Here is a 23,661-nt window from a genome sequence, read left to right as displayed (position 1 = left end):
ATTGCGTTATTTACCGATACAGAATGAGCTGAAGATCTTGCCGAGCAGATCATCCGAGGTGAATTCACCGGTGATCTCGTTAAGGTATTGCTGTGCTAAGCGCAGTTCTTCGGCAAGAATTTCACCGGCGATATGGGCCTCAAGCTGCTCCTGGCCAGTTTGCAGATGACTTAAAGCACGTTCTAAGGCATCAAGGTGGCGACGGCGCGCCATAAAGCTGCCTTCTTGCGTGCCTTCAAAGCCGACACAGGCCTTTAGGTGCTCACGTACTAAATCGATACCCAGGCCCTCTTTGGCGCTGATCCTCAGTACCGGATGGCTATGGCTGTCGTCAAACCCCAGCTCTTCACCGCTGAGGTCGACCTTATTACGGATCACGGTAATGCCCATATTTTCCGGAAGCTTGGCGACAAACTCAGGCCAAATTTGCTCAGGTGTATTGGCTTGAGTGTCCTGGGCGTCGACCATAAAGAGCACGCGGTCGGCTTGGTTTATTTCTTCCCAGGCGCGCTCTATACCGATCTGTTCCACTTTGTCAGGGCTTTCCCTCAGTCCGGCGGTATCGATTATATGCAGAGGCATACCATCGATATGAATGTGCTCTTTAAGCACGTCTCGGGTGGTCCCGGCGATATCGGTAACAATGGCGGCTTCACGGCCGGCCAGGGCGTTAAGCAGGCTTGATTTACCGGCGTTGGGGCGTCCGGCAATCACCACCCGCATACCGTCGCGGATGATGCTGCCCTGTTTGGCCTGAGCTCGCACCTGCTCGACCTGATCGAGTATGCGTTGCAGATCGCCGGCAACCTTGCCATCGCTGAGAAAATCTATTTCTTCATCGGGAAAGTCGATGGCCGCTTCAACATACATGCGTAGGTGAATCACCTGTTCCACCAGCTCAGTGATGTGATTGGAGAATTCGCCCTGGAGCGAGTGCAGGGCGCTTTTCGCCGCCTGTTCCGAGGTGGCATTGATTAAATCGGCAATGGCCTCAGCCTGGGTTAAATCCAGTTTATCGTTTAAAAATGCGCGCTCGGAGAATTCCCCGGGTTTGGCCAGACGCACACCCTCGATGTCGGCAATTTCACGTAGCAGCATGTCGAGAATAATTGGACCGCCGTGACCTTGCAGCTCAAGTACATCTTCGCCGGTAAAGGAGTTAGGGCCTTGAAAGAATAGGGCGATACCCTGATCCAGCTGTTGCTTATTAAGGTCGTGAAAGGGCACATATTCGGCGTAGCGGGTCTTGGGGCAATGACCGATGATCTGCTCGGCAACATCCTTGGCAAGGGCACCTGAGACGCGAATAATACCCACGCCACCGCGTCCGGGGGCCGTGGCTTGGGCAACTATAGTGTCTTGAGAATACATAGAATAACTCGATAAAGCGGCAATGTGTGTATTGTAACCTAATGTGGCTGTAAACAATAAAAAAGCGGCCATAAGCCGCTTTTCTAATATCGATTCAGGCTAAATCTAGCCTCGGACTTTCAAGCCCTTTTTCTCCATACCGCGGTAGATGATCAGCATCTGAGCGATAGAAATAAGGTTTGAAACCAACCAGTAAAGTACCAGACCCGATGGGAACCATAGGAAGAATACCGAGAAGAATACCGGCATCCAGGTCATCATCTTCTGCTGCATTGGATCCGTTACCGTCATTGGCTGAAGCTTTTGCATCAGGAACATACTGGCGCCGAATAGAACCGGTAGCACGTAGAAGGGGTCTTTTGACGACAAGTCAGTTAGCCATAGGCCGAACTCTGCATGGCGTAGTTCTGGTGATTCCAGGAATACGTAGAACAGCGCCAGGAAGATAGGCATTTGTAGCAACAGTGGGAAACAGCCACCCATAGGGTTCACTTTTTCCTTGCGGTACATTTCCATCATAGCTTGACCGAACTTCTGGCGGTCATCGCCATAGCGCTCTTTCAGTGCCTGCATCTTCGGCTGAAGGGCACGCATCTTAGCCATAGAGGTATATTGGGCTTTAGTCAGCGGGTATAGCAGCGACTTCACAACAATAGTGATAGCTATGATAGCCAAGCCCCAGTTACCTAGGAAGCTGTATAAAAACTTCAGCAGTGTTAATAGTGGCTGTGAAATAAACCATAACCAACCATAGTCCACGGCTAAGTCCAGGTTAGGGTGCAGCGCTTCCAAAGCATCCGTGTCTTTCGGACCCATATAATAGGTAGACGCAAATGTTGCAGAGCTTGCCGGAGCAATATTCACTGGCTCCGACTTAATACCAATTTGCGCAACCTTGGCGGTAGGCAGACGCATATATACGGTGTTCGTTTGATCTTGAGCGGGTACCCAGGCACTAACGAAATAGTGCTGAAGGAAGGCCACGTAGCCACCTTGAGTCGACTCTTTCAATTCTTTGTCTTGAATATCGTCAAACGAGTATTTTTCGTAGTTAACTTCGTCGGTACCGTAAGCACCACCTAGGTAGCTTTGATCGATGAGGCTGCCCTTGTCTTGGACGGTGCGCTTAACCTGAGTATAAAGCTGTACCTGAACCGCGTTAGCCGTGTTGTTTTGGATGTCATAATCCAAGGTAACGTCGTAACGGCTTTTGTGGAAGGTGTAGGTCTTGGTGTAGCTCACGCCTTGAGCATCAACAAAGGTAAGCGGTACCGCTAGTGTATCGCCAGTCATGGTATAGCTTTGTTGCTCGCTTTGATAAACCGGGCGACCTTCTTTACGAGCGTCTGGACCATTTAAGCCGATTAAACCACTTTGGGCGAAGTATTCATTGCCCTCAAACTGGCCTAACAACAGGTAAGGCTCGTCGCTGCCATGAGTTTCCGCATGCTGCAGCAATTTGGCTTCGATGATGTCGCCGCCAAGGGTGTCAATTTTCACCGCAAACACATCCGTGGTTACGGTAATAATTTGTTGGCTTGCTGATGTCGATGCTAGCGGCTCGGCAATATCCGAATTGGGAACATCACTTTGCCCGGCGTTGGCTGGGGCATTGCTTTGGGTTTGAGCACTTGGATTGTTGGCCGGTTGGTTATAATCATTATTCCATTCCTGGAATAATAAAAATGACACCAACAACAGGCCGATAAATAAAAACGTGCGTTGCGATTCCATAACAGCTCTTATTTCTCGTTGTTAAGATTAATGGTGGTTACGTTTGCCAGGAACGGGATCATCCCCTCCGGCATGTAAAGGATGGCATTTTACTATTCGTTTCGCTGCCAACCAACTGCCTTTTACCGCGCCATGCAGTTTAATAGCCTGCAAGGCATAAGAAGAACAGCTGGGATTAAAGCGACAGTTCGGCCCAAGCATTGGGCTGATCCACTTTTGATAGACCTTTATTACAGTAATGAGGGTATTTTTAGGTATTGCTAATATAAAAGCTAACATAAAGGCCCGCAGCACTGAGTAGGGTATAAGTGAATACTCAGTTAGTCGATTAAAAGGTGAGCTAAAGATACCTGAAAACCTAGGTAAATTCTATTATCTACCACGCTTTTGCGAAGTATTGTCGCGCTTTTTGTGATGTCTGCGCGGTGGCGGCTTGTATCCTGGTTTACAGCGTTCGTTGATTTTACGCCATAGTTTATCCAGTTCTTGACGAATTTCGGCGTTTGAGCGCTCGTCGATACCGCGTTTAACCATCAACACAATATCAATATTGTCGAGTTTATGCTGATGCAGGCGAAAGCTTTCACGAGCAATACGCTTGATGCGGTTTCTTTGATTGGCTTGTTTTACATTCTTTTTAGCTACGGTGAGACCCAATCGCGGTTGCGATAACGAGTTAGGTTTAGCTAAGAGAGTAAATAAGGAAGTAGCAGCCCGAGCAGGCTCGTTAAAAATGCGGGAGTAATGCGAGGGAGTTAACAGACGTAACTCCCTGCCAAAGCGAAAGTCTTCCACTAAATATTAAGCAGAAAGAACTTTACGGCCTTTAGCACGACGACGTGCTAGTACTTTACGGCCGTTAGCAGTAGCCATACGAGCACGGAAACCGTGAGTACGCTTACGCTTTAATACGCTAGGTTGAAAAGTTCTTTTCATAACAATTCCATCCGATCGGTTAAGGTTTAAATTCTCTGTGTGGGTCGCGATCCTCACTCAGACGCTAACACAACTTCGATGCCAAGTTTTTCTCACTCTGTGGATGTTCACCGAGTGTTTCCAACGGACATTCCGTGGTGCCTTAGCGAGCGCGAGATTCTATAGAGGCTTGACGCTAAAGTCAACGATAATCGCACAACAAAGAGCCTATATATTAGCAGCTGGAGGCCAAGATCGTGCAAGCGATCCTCGAAGGATCGTTAAAAAATGAAAGTTTTCCACAGGGCATGTTTAAAAAGTGCATAAATCCCCTGAATAACCCCCTTGGATCATCTCAATTGATCAAGATCAAAGTTTTGTAAAGCGTTAAATTAAATTCTTTTTTTAAAATAAATATCAATTAAAAACAATGTGTTACATTGCTTTTCTTGTTGGAGCACATTTTCCGTAAAAATCAATATTGAAGTTGTGGATAAATAGGCGTCATAATGGGCGACCCGATCACAGAAAAGCCGTGATTCAGGGAAGAATAACAAGCGCTAAACTCGTGATGAACGAGTATCGAAACCTCTATTCTATTTTCGGGAGTACACTGTGTATCTGTCTGTTTGGCAAAGTTGTTTATACGTGTTGCAAGATGAATTGCCATCACAGCAATTTAGTATGTGGGTAAGACCCCTGCAGGCAGAAAGTACCGATGATACTCTGACTATTTATGCGCCAAACCGCTTTGTTCTTGATTGGGTTAGAGAAAAATACCTAAATCGTATAAATGAACTGTTAGTCGAAATTTGTGGCGATGAAGCGCCAGAATTACGTTTTGATGTGGGCAGCAAGCCCATGCTTAATACCGCTGTGAATACTACGGCACAGGCACCTAGTCAGGGCGTAAATGGCGCCAATGACAACGCCAAGGCTAATAGGGCTAAACAACCGGCTCAACCCGCAGCAGTTGAACCAGCGCCCAAGTCACAGTACAAATCGAATATAAAAGAAAACTATACCTTTGATAATTTTGTTGAGGGTAAATCAAATCAGTTAGCCAAAGCCGCAGCAACTCAGGTGGCCGATAATCCTGGCTCTGCATTTAACCCTGTATTTATATACGGTGGCACTGGTTTAGGTAAAACGCACCTATTACATGCGGTGGGTAATGGCATTTTAGCGAAAAAAGAGAATGCTAAGATTGTCTATATGCACTCAGAACGCTTCGTTCAGGATATGGTGAAAGCTTTACAAAACAATGCGATAGAAGAATTTAAACGCTATTATCGCAGTGTTGATGCCTTGCTGATCGATGATATTCAATTCTTTGCCAACAAAGAGCGCTCTCAGGAAGAGTTCTTCCATACCTTTAATGCGCTCCTTGAGGGCAACCAACAGATCATTTTGACCTCCGACCGTTACCCCAAAGAAATAGAAGGGGTAGAGGACAGACTTAAATCTCGTTTCGGTTGGGGTTTAACCATTGCTATCGAGCCGCCCGAGCTTGAAACCCGTGTGGCCATTTTGATGAAGAAGGCACAGCAGAGTAAGATTAACTTACCCCATGAAGTGGCTTTCTTTATTGCTAAAAAATTGCGTTCCAATGTGCGTGAGTTGGAAGGGGCGTTAAACCGAGTATTGCCAATGCTAACTTTACCGGTCGACCCATTTCTATCGATTTTGTAAAAGAAGCGCTGCGCGATTTATTGGCACTGCAAGATAAGCTGGTGACCATAGACAATATTCAACGCACTGTGGCAGAGTATTATCGTATTCGCGTTTCCGATCTATTGTCTAAGCGCCGTAGCCGCTCGGTGGCGCGTCCGCGTCAGGTGGCCATGGCATTATCGAAAGAATTAACAAACCACAGCTTGCCGGAAATCGGCGACGCATTTGGTGGTCGTGACCATACCACGGTACTGCACGCCTGCCGCAAGGTTAAAGCACTTCGTGATGAAAGCCACGAAGTGAAAGAAGACTATCAAAATCTAATAAGAACTTTGTCATCTTAAGGTTACCCTTATGCAAATTACTATCGCTAGAGATCAGTTTCTAAAGCCTTTAATGCAGGTATCAGGCGCCATCGAGCGTAAGCACACCTTGCCCGTGCTCTCCAATGTATTACTTGAGGTGCGCGATGGTCAGTTATCCATGACGGGAACCGATCTTGAAATAGAGCTCGTCGCCTCGGTAGCCCTGGAGCAACCTTGTGCCGACACCAAGATCACCTTGCCGGCGAAAAAGCTTTTAGATATTTGTAAAAGTCTGCCCGATGGCAGTGATATCACCTTGACCTCTCAAGAGCATCAGGTGGTACTGACCTCGGGACAAAGTCGATTTGCCTTGCTTTCGTTGGCGGCGGAAGACTTCCCTAATCTGGAGCAATGGGATGGTGAAGTTGAATTTCAACTAAGTCGCTTGGAGCTTCGTAAGTTGCTGGAAAGCACTCATTTTTCTATGGCTAACCAAGATGTTCGTTATTACCTTAACGGCATGTCGTTTGAAGTTGAAAATGACGAAATTAAAACCGTGGCCACCGATGGTCACCGTTTAGCTATAGCACAAAAGAAATTACCACAGTCGTTAAATAGCCAGCGTCAGTTGATTGTGCCGCGCAAAGGTGTGCAGGAAATTATGCGTCTGATGCCGGCCGACGATCAGCCCGTCACTATTCAGTTTGGTGCGAACCATATTCGTATTACCGATGCCGAGTTCACCTTTACCAGTAAACTGGTTGATGGTCGTTTCCCTGATTACCGCCGTGTTTTACCGCGTGGTGGAGATAAGGTGATTATCGCTAATCGTGAATGGTTGCGTAATGCCTTGCACCGCGTATCGATTCTATCTAATGAAAAGTTTCGCGGTGTTCGTCTGAACTTAAGCTCGGGTATGCTCAAGGTCAGCGCTAATAACCCAGAGCAAGAGCAGGCGGAAGAAGTGATCGAAGTGATGTATCAGGGAGAAGATTTAGAGATAGGCTTTAACGTCTCTTATCTGCTTGATGTACTTAACACCATCAAAACCGAAGACGTTTCTATTACTCTTGCCGACTCAAACAGCAGTGCCTTAATGGAAGCAGCGGGAGACGGTGAAGCCCTGTATGTCGTTATGCCGATGCGCTTGTAAACGGCCATGAGCCTGACTTCTTTTAGCCTCAATAACTTTCGTAATATTGAGGCTGCTACCTTAGCACCGGAAGCGATCAACATTATTTATGGTGAAAATGGCAGCGGTAAAACCAGTTTTTTAGAAGCCATTTATTTCCTTTCTCACGGACGTTCGTTCCGCACCAATAAGCACCGCAATGTGATCCGTAACGGGCAACCACAGTTTACCTTGCATGCAAAAAAGCGAAGTAACAACCTAACGATTCCCCTGGGCATACAAAAAAATGTTCAGGGTGAAACCCAGATTAAAATCCAGGGGAAGGCGAGTCGACGTATATCGGATTTGGCTCAAGTGTTGCCGGTCCAGGTCATTACCCCGGAAAGTTATTCCTTCTTTTTTGGTGGTCCCAAGGAACGCCGTGCTTTTATAGATTTAGGTGTGTTCCACGTGGAACAAGAGTTTTTTGTCCACTGGCAAAACTTTAATAAGGTGCTGAAACAACGCAATGCACTATTAAAAAATAAGCCCACCGAACTGCGCACCATGCTGCCGGTTTGGGACAAAGAATTCGTTCGCTTAGCCGAGAAAATTACCCAGCTAAGAGAGTCGTATATAGAGAGGTTTAAAGCGCTTTTTTTTGATAGACTGTGTACAGAATTAGAATTGCTAAACGACCTGGAAATTGATTTCAATTGGGGTTGGAAGCGTACTGAATCCCTCGCCGATGTACTGGCTCAAAACAGGGATGGTGACCTGATGCGGGGCTATACCAGCAAAGGGCCACACAAGGCCGATCTAACGATAAAAACATCTCTCGGCCCGGTAGAATCAGCCTTCTCGCGAGGGCAGTTAAAATTGCTTTTATATGCGCTCAAAGTAGCGCAAAATAGCTTAATAGAAAAAGAGACCGGAAAACAATCGATTCTGCTTATTGACGATTTACCCTCGGAACTAAGCGAAGATACCAAGAAGAAAGTCGGGCAACTGCTTTCTCGTTGCGATGCACAGATATTCATAACAACGATTGAATCCCAAAGTGTCTCCGCCGTGTTAGAGGCTTTGGCAAGGCCACAGGCTTTGTTCCACGTGAAACATGGCGAACTAATAACAAGATAAATGGAAACACCATGTCTGAAAATTACGATTCATCAAGTATTAAAGTACTTAAAGGACTAGACGCTGTACGGAAACGACCAGGAATGTACATTGGTGATACCGATGATGGCACCGGTTTACACCATATGGTATTCGAGGTGGTCGACAACTCTATCGATGAGGCGTTGGCGGGGTATTGTGACGATATATACGTGACAATCCATACCGATGGTTCCGTGTCGGTACGCGATAACGGCCGTGGTATTCCAACCGAGCTGCACCCGGAAGAAGGGGTGTCGGCCGCAGAAGTTATTATGACCGTGCTACACGCCGGCGGTAAGTTCGACGATAACTCTTATAAAGTATCCGGTGGTTTGCACGGTGTAGGTGTATCGGTAGTAAACGCTCTATCTGAGAAGCTTGCGTTGGAAATTCGTCGTGACGGTAAATTACATAAGCAGACTTATTCAATGGGTGAGCCTGATGCACCGCTGGCTGTGATTGGCGAATCAGACTCTACCGGAACAGAAATTCGTTTCTGGCCTAGTTCACAGACCTTTAGTGACACCAATTTCCACTACGATATTTTGGCCAAGCGTCTGCGTGAGCTATCCTTCTTGAACTCAGGTGTGTCGATTATTTTGACCGATGAGCGTGAAGAAGATAAGCGCGACCACTTTAAATATGAAGGCGGTATCGAGGCCTTTGTAGCTTACCTAAACCGTAAGAAAACCCCTGTTCATCAAAATGTATTCCACTTCACCCATGAACGTGAAGAGGATGGCATTAGTGTTGAAGTGTCGATGCAGTGGAACGATGGCTTCCAGGAAAGCATCTTCTGTTTCACCAACAACATTCCACAACGTGATGGTGGTACTCACCTAGCTGGTTTCCGTGCGGCATTAACGCGTACGCTTAATAATTACATGGAAAAAGAGGGCTTTAATAAAAAGGCTAAAACGACAAGCAATGCAACGGGTGATGATGCTCGTGAAGGTTTGACCGCGGTTGTTAGCGTAAAAGTGCCTGATCCTAAGTTCTCTTCACAAACCAAGGATAAATTGGTTTCCAGTGAAGTGAAGACAGCGGTAGAGCAAGCCATGGGTGAAAAGCTTAGTGAATTCCTTTTGGAAAATCCAAGCGACGCGAAAATTGTGGTAGGCAAGATCATTGATGCTGCCCGTGCCCGTGAAGCGGCGCGTAAAGCCCGTGAAATGACGCGTCGTAAAGGCGCCATGGATTTAGCAGGCCTACCGGGTAAGCTGGCCGACTGTCAGGAAAAAGACCCAGCCGAATCAGAACTCTACATAGTGGAGGGTGACTCTGCGGGTGGTTCTGCCAAGCAGGGCCGCAACCGTAAGAACCAGGCCATTCTGCCGCTTAAGGGTAAAATTCTGAACGTAGAAAAAGCCCGCTTCGATAAGATGCTATCGTCACAGGAAGTAGCTACTCTGATCACCGCCCTAGGCTGCGGTATTGGTCGAGACGAATATGACCCCGAGAAGCTTCGTTATCATCGCATCATCATCATGACCGATGCCGACGTCGATGGCTCGCACATTCGTACCTTGCTATTGACCTTCTTCTATCGTCAAATGCCGGAAATCATCGAGCGTGGCTATGTGTATATTGCTCAGCCGCCGCTATACAAGATTAAGAAAGGCAAGCAAGAGCGTTATATTAAAGACGATAACGCCTTGGTCGAGTACCTTACCTCATTAGCGCTAAATGGCTCAGCCCTTTACAGCAGCGAAGGAGCATCGGTTATCGAAGGGAATGCCCTGGAAAACCTGGTTCGTGATTACCAATCGACCGAAAAGGTTATCGAGCGCCTGGCCCGTAAATATCCATCGGCCATGATGCACAGTCTAATTTATCGCGATTGCATCAGCGAAGGCGATTTAGGCGAAGAGGCCAAGGTACAGCAGTGGACTCAGGCATTGGTTGACGATTTAGTTGTTCGCGACGAAGATGCGGCCATCTACAGTGCCCTCACGCATTTCGACGATGAGCGTAAGCTGTATTACCCCATGGTGAATATTCGTCAGCACGGTGTGGACAAGCAGTATGTGCTTAACCATGACTTCCTGACGTCTAAAGATTACCAACGTATCTGCGTTACCGGAGAGAAGGTGGGTAACCTTATTGGCGCCGGTGCTTACGTACAACGTGGCGAGAAAACTCAGCCGGTCGACAGCTTTGTTGAGGCACTAGACTGGTTGATCAGCGATTCGAAGAAAGGCTTGTATACGCAGCGCTATAAAGGATTGGGTGAGATGAACCCGGACCAGCTGTGGGAAACCACCATGGACCCTGCGGCACGTCGTATGCTGCGCGTTACCATTGAAGATGCCATCGCCGCCGACCAATTGTTTGCGACCCTAATGGGCGACCAGGTTGAGCCGCGCCGTGAGTTCATCGAGCAGAACGCTCTGCGTGTGGTTAACCTAGACGTATAATGTCAATCGATACCAATCAATAGGCATAAAAAAGCCCTCGCAATCGCGGGGGCTTTTTACTTCACTTAGTTCACAACAATTTTAGAGATGTAGGATAGAATCTGCATTGCCGTCAGGATCGTTGATGGCTTGACCATCTGTACCCGGGTTACCATTACGCATCATGATCACTGCACATGCAGCCGGAGACGCCATAGAGGTACCTGACATGGTTGTTGTGCCACCACCAGAACGAGTAGATAGAATGCTTACACCTGGTGCCGCATAGTCTACCGGTGGGTTACCATAGTTGCTGAAGCTAGCGAAGTTATCGCTGCTGTCGGTCGCTGAAATGGTAAACACGCGAGGGTGTGATGCACTGGCAGGAGACACGTTACCCGCATGCTGGCTTTCGTTACCTGCAGCAACCACGAAGAATGCACCCGATTGCTGAGCTGCATTTTCAACGGCATCATTCAGGTCTTGGTTAAAACCACCACCCAAACTCATGTTCGCACAGTCACCAGCAGACGCATTGGCGGCAACGTGATCAACACCGGCTAATACGCCAGACCAGCTACCTGAACCACGTGCGTCCAATACTTTTACCGGGATAACGGTTGCACCGGCAGCAACACCAACAACATCCTGCTGGTTATTTAGCGCAGCAATAGTACCGGCAACATGGGTACCGTGACCATTACCGTCGTCCATACCGGCATTACGGCCGCTGGTGAAGGCGCTAAAGCCACGGCTAGCATCAACGTTTAGGTCACCATGGTCTAGATCGATACCGGTATCAATAACCCAAGCGGTATAGCCCGAACCGTCTACTGGACCACCTACACGGGTGACACTCCAAGGAGTTTGTTGACCTTGGCTGCCACCGCCGCCACCAGGCTTACCCTGTTGTGCTGAAGGTGAAGCATAGGCGATACCGTCAGGAGTAAAGTGCATGATGTCCGCTTCGTCTGCAAACACGCTTTTCGCTTTATCACAGCTCATGTTAATAGCCATACCTTTTATGGCATTACTATAAATGTGCTTAGCTTGAGACTGAGATTTCATTAGCATGCCGCGGGCCTTGCCCTCGACATCAAACTTAGAAACGCTGTCGTTAAAGCGAACAATACAGGTATTTGCAATTTCAAGCTCGGCAGCCATGCCCGCGTGATCGGGAGCGGGTTGGGCATTTGCGAAGCCTGTTGATGCAGCTAAAACAGCTGTTGCGATGAGAGTTTTGTTCATTGGTTTAACCTTTATAATCGTTATTATTAAAATGGTGTCTTTTAACACCAGGTTAACAATTTAGGACAGTTTGCAAAAAAAGCAACTGTTTCAAATAGAAAATACGAAAAGGGTATTAGATAAAGATTAAAAAATGCGTGTTTTAAGAGTGTTGAAAATGATGAATGCAGAAGATTTATCAAGGCCGCTCTGTAGCCAATAAAAAGAAACTGCTTAAAACAAGGCGGTGCAAGGGGTATACTGTGCGCAATAAAACCGCACTCTAAGCAGCAGAATTTTACGTCATTATGCAAAAATACGACTTACAAACTTTTCAGGGCCTGATCCTTGCGCTTCAGGATTATTGGGCACAGCAAGGCTGTGTTATTGCTCAGCCGCTCGATCTCGAAGTAGGCGCCGGCACCTTCCATCCGCTTACGTTCTTAAAAGCCGTCGGCCCAGAGCCGATGTCGAGTGCTTACGTACAGCCCTGCCGCCGCCCAACCGATGGCCGTTATGGTGAAAACCCGAACCGTTTGCAACATTACTATCAATTCCAGGTGGTGTTAAAACCTTCTCCGGATAACATTCAGGAGCTTTACCTGGGTTCGCTTGCGGCCATGGGCATCGACACATTGAAACACGAAGTACGTTTCGTGGAAGACAACTGGGAATCACCAACATTGGGTGCCTGGGGTCTAGGTTGGGAAGTGTGGCTAAATGGCATGGAAGTGACTCAGTTCACTTATTTTCAGCAGGTGGGCGGTCTTGAGTGTGCGCCGGTGACCGGCGAGATCACTTATGGTCTTGAGCGTTTAGCCATGTATATTCAAGGCGTAGACAGCATCTATGACCTGGTTTGGACGGATGGTCCTATGGGCAAGGTGACTTATGGCGACGTATTCCACCAAAACGAAGTTGAGCAATCGAAATACAACTTTGAATACGCCGACGTAGACGCGCTGTTTAAGCAATTTGATCAGTGTGAAAAAGAAAGCCAGAAGCTTATTGAAGCAAATTTACCGCTGCCGGCCTACGAGCAAGTAATGAAGGCGTCTCATGCGTTTAACCTGTTAGATGCGCGTCACGCTATTTCTGTAACAGAGCGTCAGCGCTACATTCTGCGTGTACGTGCTCTGTCTAAAGCCTGTGCTGAAAGTTACTACGCGGCGCGTGAAGCGCTTGGCTTCCCGCTGTGTAAGGATTAAGAATTACCATGTTAAAGCAAAATTTATTAGTAGAAATCGGTACCGAAGAACTACCGCCGAAATCATTGCGTGCCCTGGCCGAGGCTTTCGCAGACGGCCTGAAGGCACAATTAGAAGATCTGGCCCTGGCACATGACGGGGTACAATGGTACGCCTCACCACGTCGCTTAGGCTTAATGGTGCTACAACTTGATGGCAAGCAGGCTGATAAGGTAGTCGAAAAGCGTGGTCCTGCGATCCAGGCGGCATTTGATGCCGATGGCAACCCGACCAAAGCGGCAATGGGCTGGGCCCGTGGTTGTGGTATCGAGGTGAGCGAAGCGGGTCGTCATGTCACCGATAAAGGCGAGTGGCTGCTACATAAGGCCGAGTTGCCGGTCAACCGGTTCAGGAATTGATCGTAGCCGCGGTGAATGCGGCACTGGCAAAACTACCTATTCCTAAGCCAATGCGTTGGGGCGCCAACAAGACACAGTTTATCCGTCCTGTGCACACGGCCACGGTATTTTACGGCGATAGCCTGATTGCCGGCGAGATCTTGGGTAAGCAGGTTACTAACCAGCTGCAGGGACACCGTTTCCATCACCCGGAAAAGGTCACCATCAACAATGCCAATGAAGCGCTAGAGCAGTTGAAGAAAGCTTATGTTATTGCCGATTACGACACTCGTAAGGCAATGATCCGCAATCAAATCGAAGCGGCGGCAGCTAAACTAGGTGCGGTTGTAGCCATGGACGAAGACTTGCTTGAGGAAGTGACCTCCCTAGTAGAATGGCCGGTGACCTTAACGGCATCATTTGAAGAAAGCTTCCTAGAAGTGCCTGATGAAGCCTTGATCTATACCATGAAGGACGACCAAAAGTACTTCCCGCTGTTAGACCAAGACGGCAAGCTGATCAACAAATTCCTGTTTGTTTCGAACATTGAAAGTAAAGACCCAAGTGTGGTCATTGCCGGTAACGAAAAGGTGGTTCGTCCACGTCTTGCCGATGCACAGTTTTTCTTTGAAACGGATAAAAAGAAAACGCTGGAAAGCCGTTTGGAGTCACTGGGTACGGTATTGTTCCAAAAGCAACTGGGTACGCTTAAAGACAAGTCCGAGCGTATTAGCGCGCTTTCCGGTTATATCGCCGAGCAGCTGGGCGCAGATAAGGCCCTGGCCGAGCGTGCGGGTCTATTGAGTAAGACCGACCTGATGACCGAAATGGTGATGGAATTCACCGATGTGCAGGGCGTGATGGGTATGCACTACGCGCGCTTTGACGGTGAAGACGAAGCCGTGGCCCTAGCCATGAACGAACAGTATATGCCGCGCTTTGCCGGTGATGCCTTGCCACACAGCGAGATCAGCTGTGCCGTGGCCTTGGCGGATAAGTTCGATACCCTGGTTGGTATTTTCGGCATTGGTCAGGCCCCTAAAGGCGACAAAGACCCGTTTGCACTGCGCCGCGCCGCTATCGGTGCCTTGCGCATCATGGTTGAAAAGCAACTACCTTTGGATGTGCTTGATATCGTTGCGAAAGCGAAAACCTTATTCGGCGATAAGTTAAGTAATGAACAAGTTGCCGAAGATGTGTTTGAGTTCCTACTGGGTCGCTTCCGCGCCTGGTATCAGGAGCAGGGCATTGAAGTGGATGTGATCCAAGCGGTATTGGCGCGTCGTCCTTCTAAGCCACTGGACTTTGACCTGCGCGTTAAAGCGGTAAGCCACTTCCGTACGCTTGAGCCGGCAGAAGCGCTAGCGGCCGCCAACAAGCGTGTTGGTAACATCCTGAGCAAAAATGACGTGCATGAAAGCGGAGCGATTGAGCAAAGCCTGCTGCAAGAAGCGCCCGAGCAAACGTTAGCACAAGAAGTGGCGGCCTATCAGGCCAAACTTGCGCCTTTATATGAGCAAGGTAATTACCAGCAAGCACTCAGCGAGCTGGCCAATATTCGCCAAAGCGTTGATGCTTTCTTCGATAACGTCATGGTTATGGCGGACGACGAAGCTATTAAACGCAATCGTCTGGCGCTATTGTCACAACTGCAGGATCTGTTCTTACAGGTTGCTGATATCTCGGTACTGCAAAAATAGTGAATATTTCTCACATTCATGACAAAAGCCAGCATTTAGCTGGCTTTTTTATTGAAGCTAATGCACTAATTTCTTAGACTGATGAAAAGTGCGTCAAATTTGGAAAAAATAACAATGAAGAGAAAACTCTCCCTCGTTTTAGCCACATTATTTTTAGGTGCGTGTTCAAGCACGGTCACCTTAGACGACATAGTGCCGGTTGAAGAAGTGCAAAAACCCCTGTATCTGCGTGGCGACTTCTCGTTATGGGATGCGCAGCCGGAATATCAAATGGTGAAGGTGGCGCCAGCCATTTATGAAACCAAGATCAAGCTATCGACTCCGGGTAAAGCCTATGAATTTAAAATCGCCGATGCCGATTGGAGTGAAAATTATAACTGTGGTTATTTAGACGAAGGTCTGGATAAGCAATTGGAAATTGGCCTGCCGGTTCAAGCGGACTGTAACAGCGTATATAACTACTTTAGCTTTACCCCTGCGGAAGAGGGCTGGTACAAGGTATCTATTAACTTCTCACGCTTTAGCAAGCCATTGGTAACCATTAATCAGGTCTTTGATTAAAGACCTTTTTTGATCAGGTACTGATAAGGTAATTGCTCTGTTTGCTGGGCCACCAAGGTGTGGTCCATAAAGCGGCAAAAGCTGGGTATGTCGCGGGTGGTTGAAGGGTCGTCCGCGGTGATCAACAAGGTTTCACCATTATTCATTTTGCGCACCGTACCGCGCACCATCATAACGGGTTCCGGGCAGCGTAAACCAAGGGCGTCAAGAACGTGATCGGCGGTATCAAAGGTCATAAATGAGTGCTCGTGTATAAAACGCCCATTTTACCCAAAGTCGCGGCAAGAAAAAAGGCGGGAGCATAAAGCTGAACCCGCCTTTTTGTCACCAAGTTTGTGGTTACGGACGTTCGAAGACCGTGGCAATACCCTGGCCAAGGCCTATACACATGGTAGCTAAACCGTATTTGGCATCCTTGTCTTCCATGATATTGATTAGCGTCGTACTGATACGTGAGCCGGAGCAACCCAGTGGGTGACCCAAGGCAATAGCACCGCCGTTGAGGTTAACTTTTTTGTCTACCTTATCCAGCAAGCCAAGATCTTTCAGTACAGGTAAAGACTGAGCGGCAAAGGCTTCATTCAGTTCGGCCACATCGATGTCATCGATAGTCAGACCGGCCATTTGCAATGCCTTCTTACTGGCTGGTACAGGGCCATAACCCATGATGGAAGGATCGCAGCCCGCCACCGCCATCGACTTCACATAGGCACGGATCGGCAAGCCCAGCTCTTTGGCCTTGTCTTCACTCATGACCAACATGGCCGAGGCACCGTCAGACAGGGCCGAAGAGGTCCCCGCGGTCACGCTACCTGATGCTGGGTTAAATACAGGACGAAGCTGAGACAAGCCTTCCACCGTGGTTTCCGGGCGGATAACTTCATCGTCCTCAACCAAGGTCAGAGCACCGTTTTCATCGTGACCTTCCATTGGCAGGATTTCTGATTTGAAGCGACCCTCAACCGTTGCCGCGTGCGCGCGCTGGTGAGAGCGAGCACCGAATTCGTCCTGCTGCTGACGACTGATGCCGTGTAGGGTAGCCAGGTATTCGGCGGTTAGACCCATCACTCCAGCCGCTTGAGCAACGGATGTTGCCAGGCCAGGGTGGAAGTCGTTGCCGTGCGTCATAGGCACGTGACCCATGTGTTCTACACCACCGATTAGGTAGGTGTCACCGGCGCCGGTCATAATGGCGCGGGCTGCGTCATGGAGCGCCTGCATGGATGAACCACACAAGCGGTTTACCGTCACGGCTGGCACGGTGTGAGGAATACCGGCAAGCAGGGCGGCATTACGGCCCACGTTAAAGCCTTGCTCTAGCGTTTGCTGCACACAGCCCCAATAAATATCGTCAATCGAAGCCGGGTCAACCGCCGGGTTGCGCTCCAGTAAGCCCTTCATCAAGTGTGCACTGAGATCTTCGGCTCGTTTATGACGGAATACACCGTTTTTAGAACGGCCCATGGGCGTACGAATACAATCTACAATAACAACCTTATTCATGATTATTGTCCCTCCACTTGATAAAACACACGGCCTTGTTCAGCCCATTGACGGGTTTCGTCTGAAACCTGGTAAATAGCACCTAGGTGCGCGTACTTATCGGCTGCCGCCACAAAGTTGGCTAGGCCAATTTGGTCTAGGTAACGGAATACACCGCCTCTAAACGGAGGGAAACCGATGCCGTACACCAGCGCCATGTCGGCTTCTTGTGGTGACGCAACAATGTTTTCCTGTAGACAAAGCAGTACTTCGTTGATCATCGGAATCATACAGCGGTCGATGATTTCTTGCTTATCCAGCTCTTTCTCGCCATCGAACAGCGGCGCAATAAGCTCTAGAGCTTGCGCATCCTGGCTCTTCTTCAAGCGGCCACGGCGATCCGGGGCATAGCTGTAGAAGCCTTTACCATTTTTCTGACCAAAGCGTTCGGCATTGGCCATAATGGTAACCGGGTCTTTTTCCTGACGCGCCATACGCTCAGGGAAGCCATCGGCCATCACGCCGGTACAGTGGAAGGCGGTATCGATACCAACAACATCAAGCAGGTAAGCGGGGCCCATAGGCCAGCCAAAGATGTTTTCCATCACCTTATCAATTTTAACGAAACTGACGCCTTCGCTGACCATCTTGCTGAAACCGGCGAAGTAGGGGAATAGCACGCGGTTTACAAAGAAGCCCGGGCAGTCATTGACGACGATAGGCGATTTACCCAGCTTAAGGGCGTAGTCGACAACGGCGTTAACGGTTTCTTGAGAGGTCTTTTCACCGCGAATAATCTCTACCAGCGGCATGCGAGGTACCGGATTGAAGAAGTGCATACCACAGAATTTTTCTGGTTTATCAAGCGCTGTCGCCAGTTCGTCGATGCGAATGGTTGAGGTATTAGAAGTCAGTACCGTGCCTTCGGGCATGGACTTTTCGAGGTCACTTAAGACCGCTTTTTTCACATTCGAGTTTTCAACAACTGCTTCGACGACGATATCGGCGGCTTGCACATCGGCATCATTCAAGGTCGGCTTGATTTTACCTAGTACGCCAACCATCTTGTCCATGCTCATATGGCCGCGTTTTACCTTCTTACCAAGTAGCTTAGCGGCTTCTCCCATACCAAGATCCAAGGCACCTTGGTTGATGTCCTTCATGATAATGGGGGTGCCTTTGTAGGCCGATTGATAGGCGATACCACCACCCATAATGCCGGCACCTAGTACGGCGGCTTGATTAATTTGGGTGTCGCTGCCTTTGGCCAGCTTCTTGGCCTTGCCTTTAATATATTGGTCGGCGAGGAAGATACCGGTGAGCGCCGCCGCTTCTTGGGTTTTAGCTAATTTAGCGAAGTTGGCGTTTTCCAATGCCATGGCTTCATCGCGACTCATATTCGCTGCTGCCTTGATGGTTCTAACCGCCATCACAGGGGCTGGGTAATGACCCTTTGTTTTGCCCATCACCAGGCCTTCGGCCATCGCAAAGCTCATGCCTTGCTCTACCTTGTTCATCTTTAGTGGCGCTTGCTTTTGCGCTCGGCGTTGCTGCCAATCCAGCTTACCGGCAATGGCTTGTTCTAGCATGCTGATACTGGAATCCAGTAATTTGTCAGCGGCCACCACGGCGTCGACGGCACCCACTTTTAGGGCATCGTTAGCGCGGTTTTCCTGTCCCGTGGTGATCCAGGTCATGGCGTTATCAGCGCCGATTAAGCGAGGTAAACGTACAGTACCCCCAAAGCCCGGCATGATACCCAGTTTCGTTTCAGGCAAGCCGATTTTGGCGGTTTCGCTGGCAACACGGAAATCGGTTGCCAGGATCCACTCGCAACCACCACCGAGAGCCATGCCATTGACGGCGCACAGGGTTGGAAAAGGTAAATCTTCTAAGGCATCGAATACGTCGGTGGCATTCTTAATCCAGCCAACCAGTTCTTCTTCTGGGCGCTGGAAAGTGGGTAGGAATTCGAAAATGTCGGCGCCAACGATAAAGTGATCTTTGTCACTGGTAAACACCATACCTTTGATGTCGTCGCGTTGGGCTAATTCTTTAATTGCCTGATGGCAATCACTCAGGGTTTGCTGAGATAGCTTGTTTACTGAACCGGGTACAGTGAACTTAAACTCAGCAATTTGGTCCTTTATAAAAGAAACTACAAAGGAATCGCTCTGAAATATCATGGGTATCTCCCTTTGTTTCACATGAAACTGGTACGATGAGTTAAATTTAAATCAGTGTCGCGCCTTTAATCGCAAAATGCAATGAAAATTTAAGCTTAAAATTTACATACGGTTAAAGTTAGCTCAAAAAATAGATGCGACCAAAACACGCCAGAATGCGGTTGGCATAGGTCAAAAGTCTGGCATTTATGTAGTACAGTTAATGAGAGTCTTTGACTCAATGAGGGCAGCGCGCCTTTTTTGCCTAGTGTAGGCTTCTTCGCTGCTTTTGTTTCACGAAATACAGTTAGGATTATCATGAAACGACTTCTTCACACCCTGCTGGCCGCCTCCTTAATGCAAGTTTGCAGTGTCTCATTTGCCGGCAGTCACGATGATTTTCTCAAAGCCGAAAAAATTGCCCGTGGTGGCAATTACAGTGAATTTAAGCGCGTTAACGAGCAGCTTAAGCATCCGCTTAAGCCTTATGTGGAAATGGCCTTTTATAAGCACCATCCACACATTAAATATCAAACCGAAATAGAGCACTTTTTACAGGTTTATCAGCATACGCCGTTGGAATGGCCGGTGCGCAGTGCCTGGTTAAACTACCTGGCTAAGCATGGGCATAAGGCCAAGTTTGTAGAAAATTACAGCATTACCAAGGACGTCGAGCTCACCTGCCAGTATCTTGATTTTCAATGGCAGCTCGGGGCGCCAAAAGATGCCCTGTTGGAGCAAATAGAAAAGCTGTGGCTGGTCAATAAATCACAACCTAAAGAATGCGATGGGGTGTTTTCTTACTGGCGTAAGGCTGGCGGACAGACGCCGGAAATAGTGTGGCAACGATTGGGTTTGGCGGCTCGGGCGGGGCAGTATAAGTTGGTAGGCTATTTAAAAACGCAATTGCCAGCCAAAGAAAGGTATCTAGCGGACTTATATACTAAGGTCAAAAAAGACCCCAGTGCGGCAGCCGGTTTGTATCGCTATAAGAACAAATCGCCCAAGGAAGCAGAAATTGCGGTGTACGGGGTTAAACGCCTGGTGTGGCAAGACCCGGATTTGGCCATTCGTGCCTGGCAAAAATTATCGACCATGTTTACCTTTAGCGCGCAGCAGCAGGATAAGGTGCATTATGCTTTGGCCTATGCCCTGGCGGTAAAACAGCATGATGAAGCCAAGTTCTGGCTCAATAAGGTGCCCGATACCAAACAGGATAATAAATTGGTGCAATGGCATTTGGCCAACATGCTTAGGGAGCAGGACTGGCCAGCCATTATCGCCTTCTTTACCCCGAAAAAAGAGCTCAGTGCCGGACATCAATATTGGCTGGCCTACAGTTATTCACGCCAGGGCAAAAATGAGCAAGCCAACGAGTTATGGCAAAAGCTGGCAACAGAACGGGACTATTACGGCTTTTTGGCGGCGGCGCGATTAGATTTGCCGGTTAACCTCAATAACCAAGAGTTGACCCTGCCACCGGGTTTAAAGGCTAAGGTAGAGCAGGCGCCGGGCTATAAACGGGCAAAGGTTTTATATGAGTTGGATAGGGTTACCAGTGCCAGAAGAGAATGGAATTACCTTATCGATACCTCCAGCAATGCCGAGAAACTGGCCGCTGCGGTGCTGGCCTCGGAGCAGGGCTGGCACGACCGAGCCATTATTACCCTAGCACGACTCAAGGCCTGGGATTATGTCGACCTGCGTTTTCCCGATGCTTACACCAACCTCTTCGAACGTTATAGTAACCGTCATAAAGTCGACCTGGATTGGAGTATCGCCATTGCCCGCAGGGAAAGCTCTTTTGCCGCCGATGCGCGCTCTCGAGCCAACGCCAGGGGCCTGATGCAACTGCTACCGAGTACCGCCCAATACATTAATCGCAGCTCGGTAGCCAGCAAGCGCCTGTATGAACCCAGCACCAATATTAATTTAGGTACCAAGTATTTGAAGTATTTGGAAGGTAAGACCCGTGGCAATCAAATATTAGCCACGGCCTCGTATAACGCCGGTTATCATCGCGTCAATAAGTGGATCCCAGACGAAGCCATGCCGGCGGAGTTGTGGATTGAGCTGATCCCTTATCGTGAAACCCGTGATTACGTGAAAAACGTCTTTGCCTATCGTCAGGTTTATTTGGCCAAGCAGGGTAAGAACGAAAATGTGCTGGCGACAATTTTGGATATGAATATTGGCGGTTAGCCGCAACGGTGGCGGCTATGATAGACTGGCATAAACATAATTAGCAAAGTGGGTGATACATGAATACATTGGCGGTGTTATACGCTGAACATATTGCAACCTTGCAAAAACGCACACGCGAAATTGTTGAGCGTGAAAACCTTGATGGTGTGGTAATTCATTCTGGTCAGGCAAAGCGCCAGTTCTTAGATGATATGTATTATCCGTTTAAGGTTAACCCGCAATTTAAGGCCTGGTTGCCGGTGATCGACAATCCTCATTGTTGGATTGTGGCCAATGGCAGCGATAAACCTAAACTTATCTTCTATCGTCCAGTTGATTTTTGGCACAAGGTGCCGGATGAACCAAACGAATACTGGGCCGACTATTTTGATATCGAGCTGCTGGTTAAGCCGGAGCAGGTAGAAAAGCTATTGCCTTATGACAAGGCGCGCTATGCCTACATTGGTGAGTGTGTAGAAGTGGCTCAAGCCCTTGGTTTTGAGTTGATGAACCCAGAGCCGGTAATGAATTACCTGCATTACCATCGCGCCTACAAAACTCAATATGAGCTAGCCTGTTTACGCGAAGCGAACAAGCTGGCGGTGGCCGGTCATCAGGCGGCGCGTGATGCGTTTTATCAAGGTAAGTCGGAATTTGAGATCCAACATGCCTATTTGTTGGCGACTAAGCACAGCGAAAACGACACGCCTTATGGCAATATCGTGGCCCTAAATGAGAATTGCGCTATTTTGCACTATACCCATTTTGAACGGGATATCCCGGCGCAACACCGCTCGTTTTTGATCGATGCCGGTGCCAATTTTAATGGCTACGCCGCCGATATTACCCGTACCTACGACTTTGCGCGTCAGGGTCAGTTTGCCGAGCTATTGGCGGTGATGAATCAACATCAGATAGAGCTATGTAACTCGCTAACACCGGGTAAACTCTACGGTGAGTTGCATCTTGATTGCCATCAGCGTGTGGCTCAGGTGCTAAGCGATTTTAATATCGTCAATCTGCCGGCGGCGCAAATTATCGAAAAGGGTATCACCTCGACCTTCTTCCCTCATGGTCTGGGTCACCATATTGGTTTGCAGGTACATGATGTGGGTGGCTTTATGGCCGATGAAAGTGGCACCCATCAGGCACCGCCAGAAGGGCATCCGTTCCTACGTTGCACCCGTATGATTGAGGCGAACCAGGTGTTCACCATCGAGCCGGGCCTGTACTTTATTGACTCTCTGCTTGAAGATTTAGCGGCAACGGACAATAGACAGCATGTGAACTGGGACAAGATAGCCGAGTTTAAGCCGTTTGGCGGTATTCGTATCGAGGACAATATCATTGTCCATGAGCATGGTCTGGAAAACATGACCCGCGAATTAAACCTCGACTAACCATCCTCCTGTGAAGGTGGTGGCAATGGTGCCACCGCCTTAGGCAGCTAAACCCTATGTCAGAATACGCTTATCCAGCTCAATCCCTGAGCTACGAAGAAGAAATTAAAAAAAGCACCTTTATCGTTCATCTTGCCCATACTCCGGACGTGGCCAGCGCCAAGGCCTTTATTGCTACCATCAATGAGCAGTACCCGGATGCCCGTCACAACTGCTGGGCCTATGTAGCCGGGGCGCCCGGTGGTAGCCATGTCTATGGTTTCAGTGATGATGGCGAGCCCAATGGCACCGCCGGCAAGCCCATGCTGAATGTACTGCAGGGCAGTGGTTTGGGTGAGATCTGTGCCGTTACCACCCGTTATTTCGGCGGCATTAAGCTGGGAACGGGTGGTTTGGTGCGCGCCTATGGTGGCACTTTGAATAACGCCTTGGCGCAATTACAGACACAGATTAAGGTGCCCAGTGTGGTGCTAACCGGCGACAGTGACTATGCTCTACAAGGGCAGATAGAACAATGCCTTAACTCACAATACCAGGTGCTGGCTATGGACAAGGAATACGGCAGCCACATTTCCTGGCAGATCCGTATCGATGCGCGCCAGGCAGAGGACGCAATAAAAGATATTTTTGATTTAAGCCATGGTACTGTTGAGTTAAAAATAAAACAGTAAGACAATAACATGCAAAGAA

Annotated in this window: 19 protein-coding genes and 1 pseudogene; 11 read left to right on the top strand and 9 right to left on the bottom strand. The window is 48.6% G+C overall.

All coding sequences use genetic code 11. The features are described 5' to 3' along the window. Positions 1-6: 6 nt before the first annotated feature. The 5 genes from mnmE to rpmH all read right to left on the bottom strand — a co-directional run bounded on the left by mnmE (position 7) and on the right by rpmH (position 4,041). Positions 7-1,371 carry a tRNA uridine-5-carboxymethylaminomethyl(34) synthesis GTPase MnmE gene (gene mnmE / locus C2M36_RS01265; RefSeq protein WP_105253474.1) on the bottom strand — a complete coding sequence of 455 codons (1,365 nt, stop codon included), beginning with the start codon at positions 1,369-1,371 and terminating at the stop codon, positions 7-9. 105 nt (positions 1,372-1,476) lie between these two features. After that, positions 1,477-3,105, bottom strand: a complete 1,629-nt coding sequence (yidC, locus tag C2M36_RS01260; RefSeq protein ID WP_105253376.1) for a membrane protein insertase YidC — start codon at positions 3,103-3,105, stop codon at positions 1,477-1,479. Positions 3,106-3,132: 27 nt separating this feature from the next. Next, complete coding sequence (yidD, locus tag C2M36_RS01255; protein WP_105253375.1) at positions 3,133-3,384, bottom strand: membrane protein insertion efficiency factor YidD; 252 nt, start codon at positions 3,382-3,384, stop codon at positions 3,133-3,135. Positions 3,385-3,477: 93 nt separating this feature from the next. Beyond that, complete coding sequence (rnpA, locus tag C2M36_RS01250; protein ID WP_105253374.1) at positions 3,478-3,900, bottom strand: ribonuclease P protein component; 423 nt, start codon at positions 3,898-3,900, stop codon at positions 3,478-3,480. A 6-nt stretch (positions 3,901-3,906) separates the two neighbouring features. Then, entirely contained in the window at positions 3,907-4,041 is a 135-nt protein-coding gene (gene rpmH / locus C2M36_RS01245; protein WP_008488847.1) for a 50S ribosomal protein L34, read from the bottom strand. 594 nt (positions 4,042-4,635) lie between these two features. Between rpmH and dnaA the strand changes: the two genes are divergently transcribed. Genes dnaA through gyrB form a run of 5 tightly spaced genes read left to right on the top strand, consistent with a single transcriptional unit; the run spans position 4,636 to position 10,688 of the window. Further along, the gene (gene dnaA / locus C2M36_RS01240; protein ID WP_442792632.1) at positions 4,636-5,712 is read left to right on the top strand and encodes a chromosomal replication initiator protein DnaA; all 1,077 of its coding nucleotides are present in this window, start codon (positions 4,636-4,638) and stop codon (positions 5,710-5,712) included. Positions 5,713-5,732: 20 nt separating this feature from the next. After that, positions 5,733-6,038, top strand: coding sequence for a helix-turn-helix domain-containing protein (locus tag C2M36_RS17175; protein ID WP_442792631.1), 306 nt, complete (start codon positions 5,733-5,735; stop codon positions 6,036-6,038). 10 nt (positions 6,039-6,048) lie between these two features. Next, positions 6,049-7,152 carry a DNA polymerase III subunit beta gene (gene dnaN / locus C2M36_RS01235; protein ID WP_105253373.1) on the top strand — a complete coding sequence of 368 codons (1,104 nt, stop codon included), beginning with the start codon at positions 6,049-6,051 and terminating at the stop codon, positions 7,150-7,152. Positions 7,153-7,158: 6 nt separating this feature from the next. Then, positions 7,159-8,250, top strand: coding sequence for a DNA replication/repair protein RecF (gene recF, locus C2M36_RS01230; protein ID WP_105253372.1), 1,092 nt, complete (start codon positions 7,159-7,161; stop codon positions 8,248-8,250). Positions 8,251-8,261: 11 nt separating this feature from the next. After that, positions 8,262-10,688 (top strand): DNA topoisomerase (ATP-hydrolyzing) subunit B, encoded by a 2,427-nt coding sequence (gyrB, locus tag C2M36_RS01225; protein ID WP_105253371.1) that lies wholly within the window; start codon positions 8,262-8,264, stop codon positions 10,686-10,688. Between the two features lie 81 nt (positions 10,689-10,769). Here gyrB and C2M36_RS01220 read toward each other — a convergent pair whose 3' ends face one another. Next, positions 10,770-11,915 (bottom strand): S8 family serine peptidase, encoded by a 1,146-nt coding sequence (locus C2M36_RS01220; RefSeq protein ID WP_105253370.1) that lies wholly within the window; start codon positions 11,913-11,915, stop codon positions 10,770-10,772. Positions 11,916-12,202: 287 nt separating this feature from the next. Here C2M36_RS01220 and glyQ point away from each other — a divergent pair, with 287 nt between their 5' ends. The 3 genes and pseudogenes from glyQ to C2M36_RS01205 all read left to right on the top strand — a co-directional run bounded on the left by glyQ (position 12,203) and on the right by C2M36_RS01205 (position 15,740). Then, a complete protein-coding gene (glyQ, locus tag C2M36_RS01215; protein WP_105188756.1) occupies positions 12,203-13,102 on the top strand; it encodes a glycine--tRNA ligase subunit alpha in 900 nt (299 codons plus the stop codon). 8 nt (positions 13,103-13,110) lie between these two features. Beyond that, positions 13,111-15,179, top strand: a pseudogene (gene glyS, locus C2M36_RS01210) (glycine--tRNA ligase subunit beta). Between the two features lie 114 nt (positions 15,180-15,293). Beyond that, the gene (locus C2M36_RS01205; protein ID WP_105253369.1) at positions 15,294-15,740 is read left to right on the top strand and encodes a hypothetical protein; all 447 of its coding nucleotides are present in this window, start codon (positions 15,294-15,296) and stop codon (positions 15,738-15,740) included. Here the strand turns inward: C2M36_RS01205 and tusA are convergent. The 3 genes from tusA to fadB all read right to left on the bottom strand — a co-directional run bounded on the left by tusA (position 15,737) and on the right by fadB (position 19,408). After that, entirely contained in the window at positions 15,737-15,976 is a 240-nt protein-coding gene (tusA, locus tag C2M36_RS01200; RefSeq protein WP_105188758.1) for a sulfurtransferase TusA, read from the bottom strand. The genes C2M36_RS01205 and tusA overlap by 4 nt on opposite strands. 103 nt (positions 15,977-16,079) lie before the next feature. Next, complete coding sequence (gene fadA, locus C2M36_RS01195; RefSeq protein ID WP_105253368.1) at positions 16,080-17,243, bottom strand: acetyl-CoA C-acyltransferase FadA; 1,164 nt, start codon at positions 17,241-17,243, stop codon at positions 16,080-16,082. Positions 17,244-17,245: 2 nt separating this feature from the next. After that, complete coding sequence (gene fadB, locus C2M36_RS01190; protein WP_105253367.1) at positions 17,246-19,408, bottom strand: fatty acid oxidation complex subunit alpha FadB; 2,163 nt, start codon at positions 19,406-19,408, stop codon at positions 17,246-17,248. Between the two features lie 297 nt (positions 19,409-19,705). Here fadB and C2M36_RS01185 point away from each other — a divergent pair, with 297 nt between their 5' ends. Genes C2M36_RS01185 through C2M36_RS01175 form a run of 3 tightly spaced genes read left to right on the top strand, consistent with a single transcriptional unit; the run spans position 19,706 to position 23,642 of the window. Beyond that, positions 19,706-21,589 carry a transglycosylase SLT domain-containing protein gene (locus C2M36_RS01185; RefSeq protein ID WP_105253366.1) on the top strand — a complete coding sequence of 628 codons (1,884 nt, stop codon included), beginning with the start codon at positions 19,706-19,708 and terminating at the stop codon, positions 21,587-21,589. A 59-nt stretch (positions 21,590-21,648) separates the two neighbouring features. Beyond that, positions 21,649-22,971, top strand: a complete 1,323-nt coding sequence (gene pepQ, locus C2M36_RS01180) for a Xaa-Pro dipeptidase (protein WP_105253365.1) — start codon at positions 21,649-21,651, stop codon at positions 22,969-22,971. 56 nt (positions 22,972-23,027) lie between these two features. Beyond that, positions 23,028-23,642, top strand: coding sequence for a YigZ family protein (locus tag C2M36_RS01175; RefSeq protein WP_105253364.1), 615 nt, complete (start codon positions 23,028-23,030; stop codon positions 23,640-23,642). The last annotated feature ends 19 nt before the right edge of the window (positions 23,643-23,661 follow it).

Source organism: Pseudoalteromonas sp. T1lg75 (assembly GCF_002964705.1).
Lineage (GTDB): Bacteria > Pseudomonadota > Gammaproteobacteria > Enterobacterales > Alteromonadaceae > Pseudoalteromonas.
The sequence above is the reverse complement of the archived record's forward strand: the minus strand, read 5'-3'. Positions and strand labels throughout refer to the sequence as shown.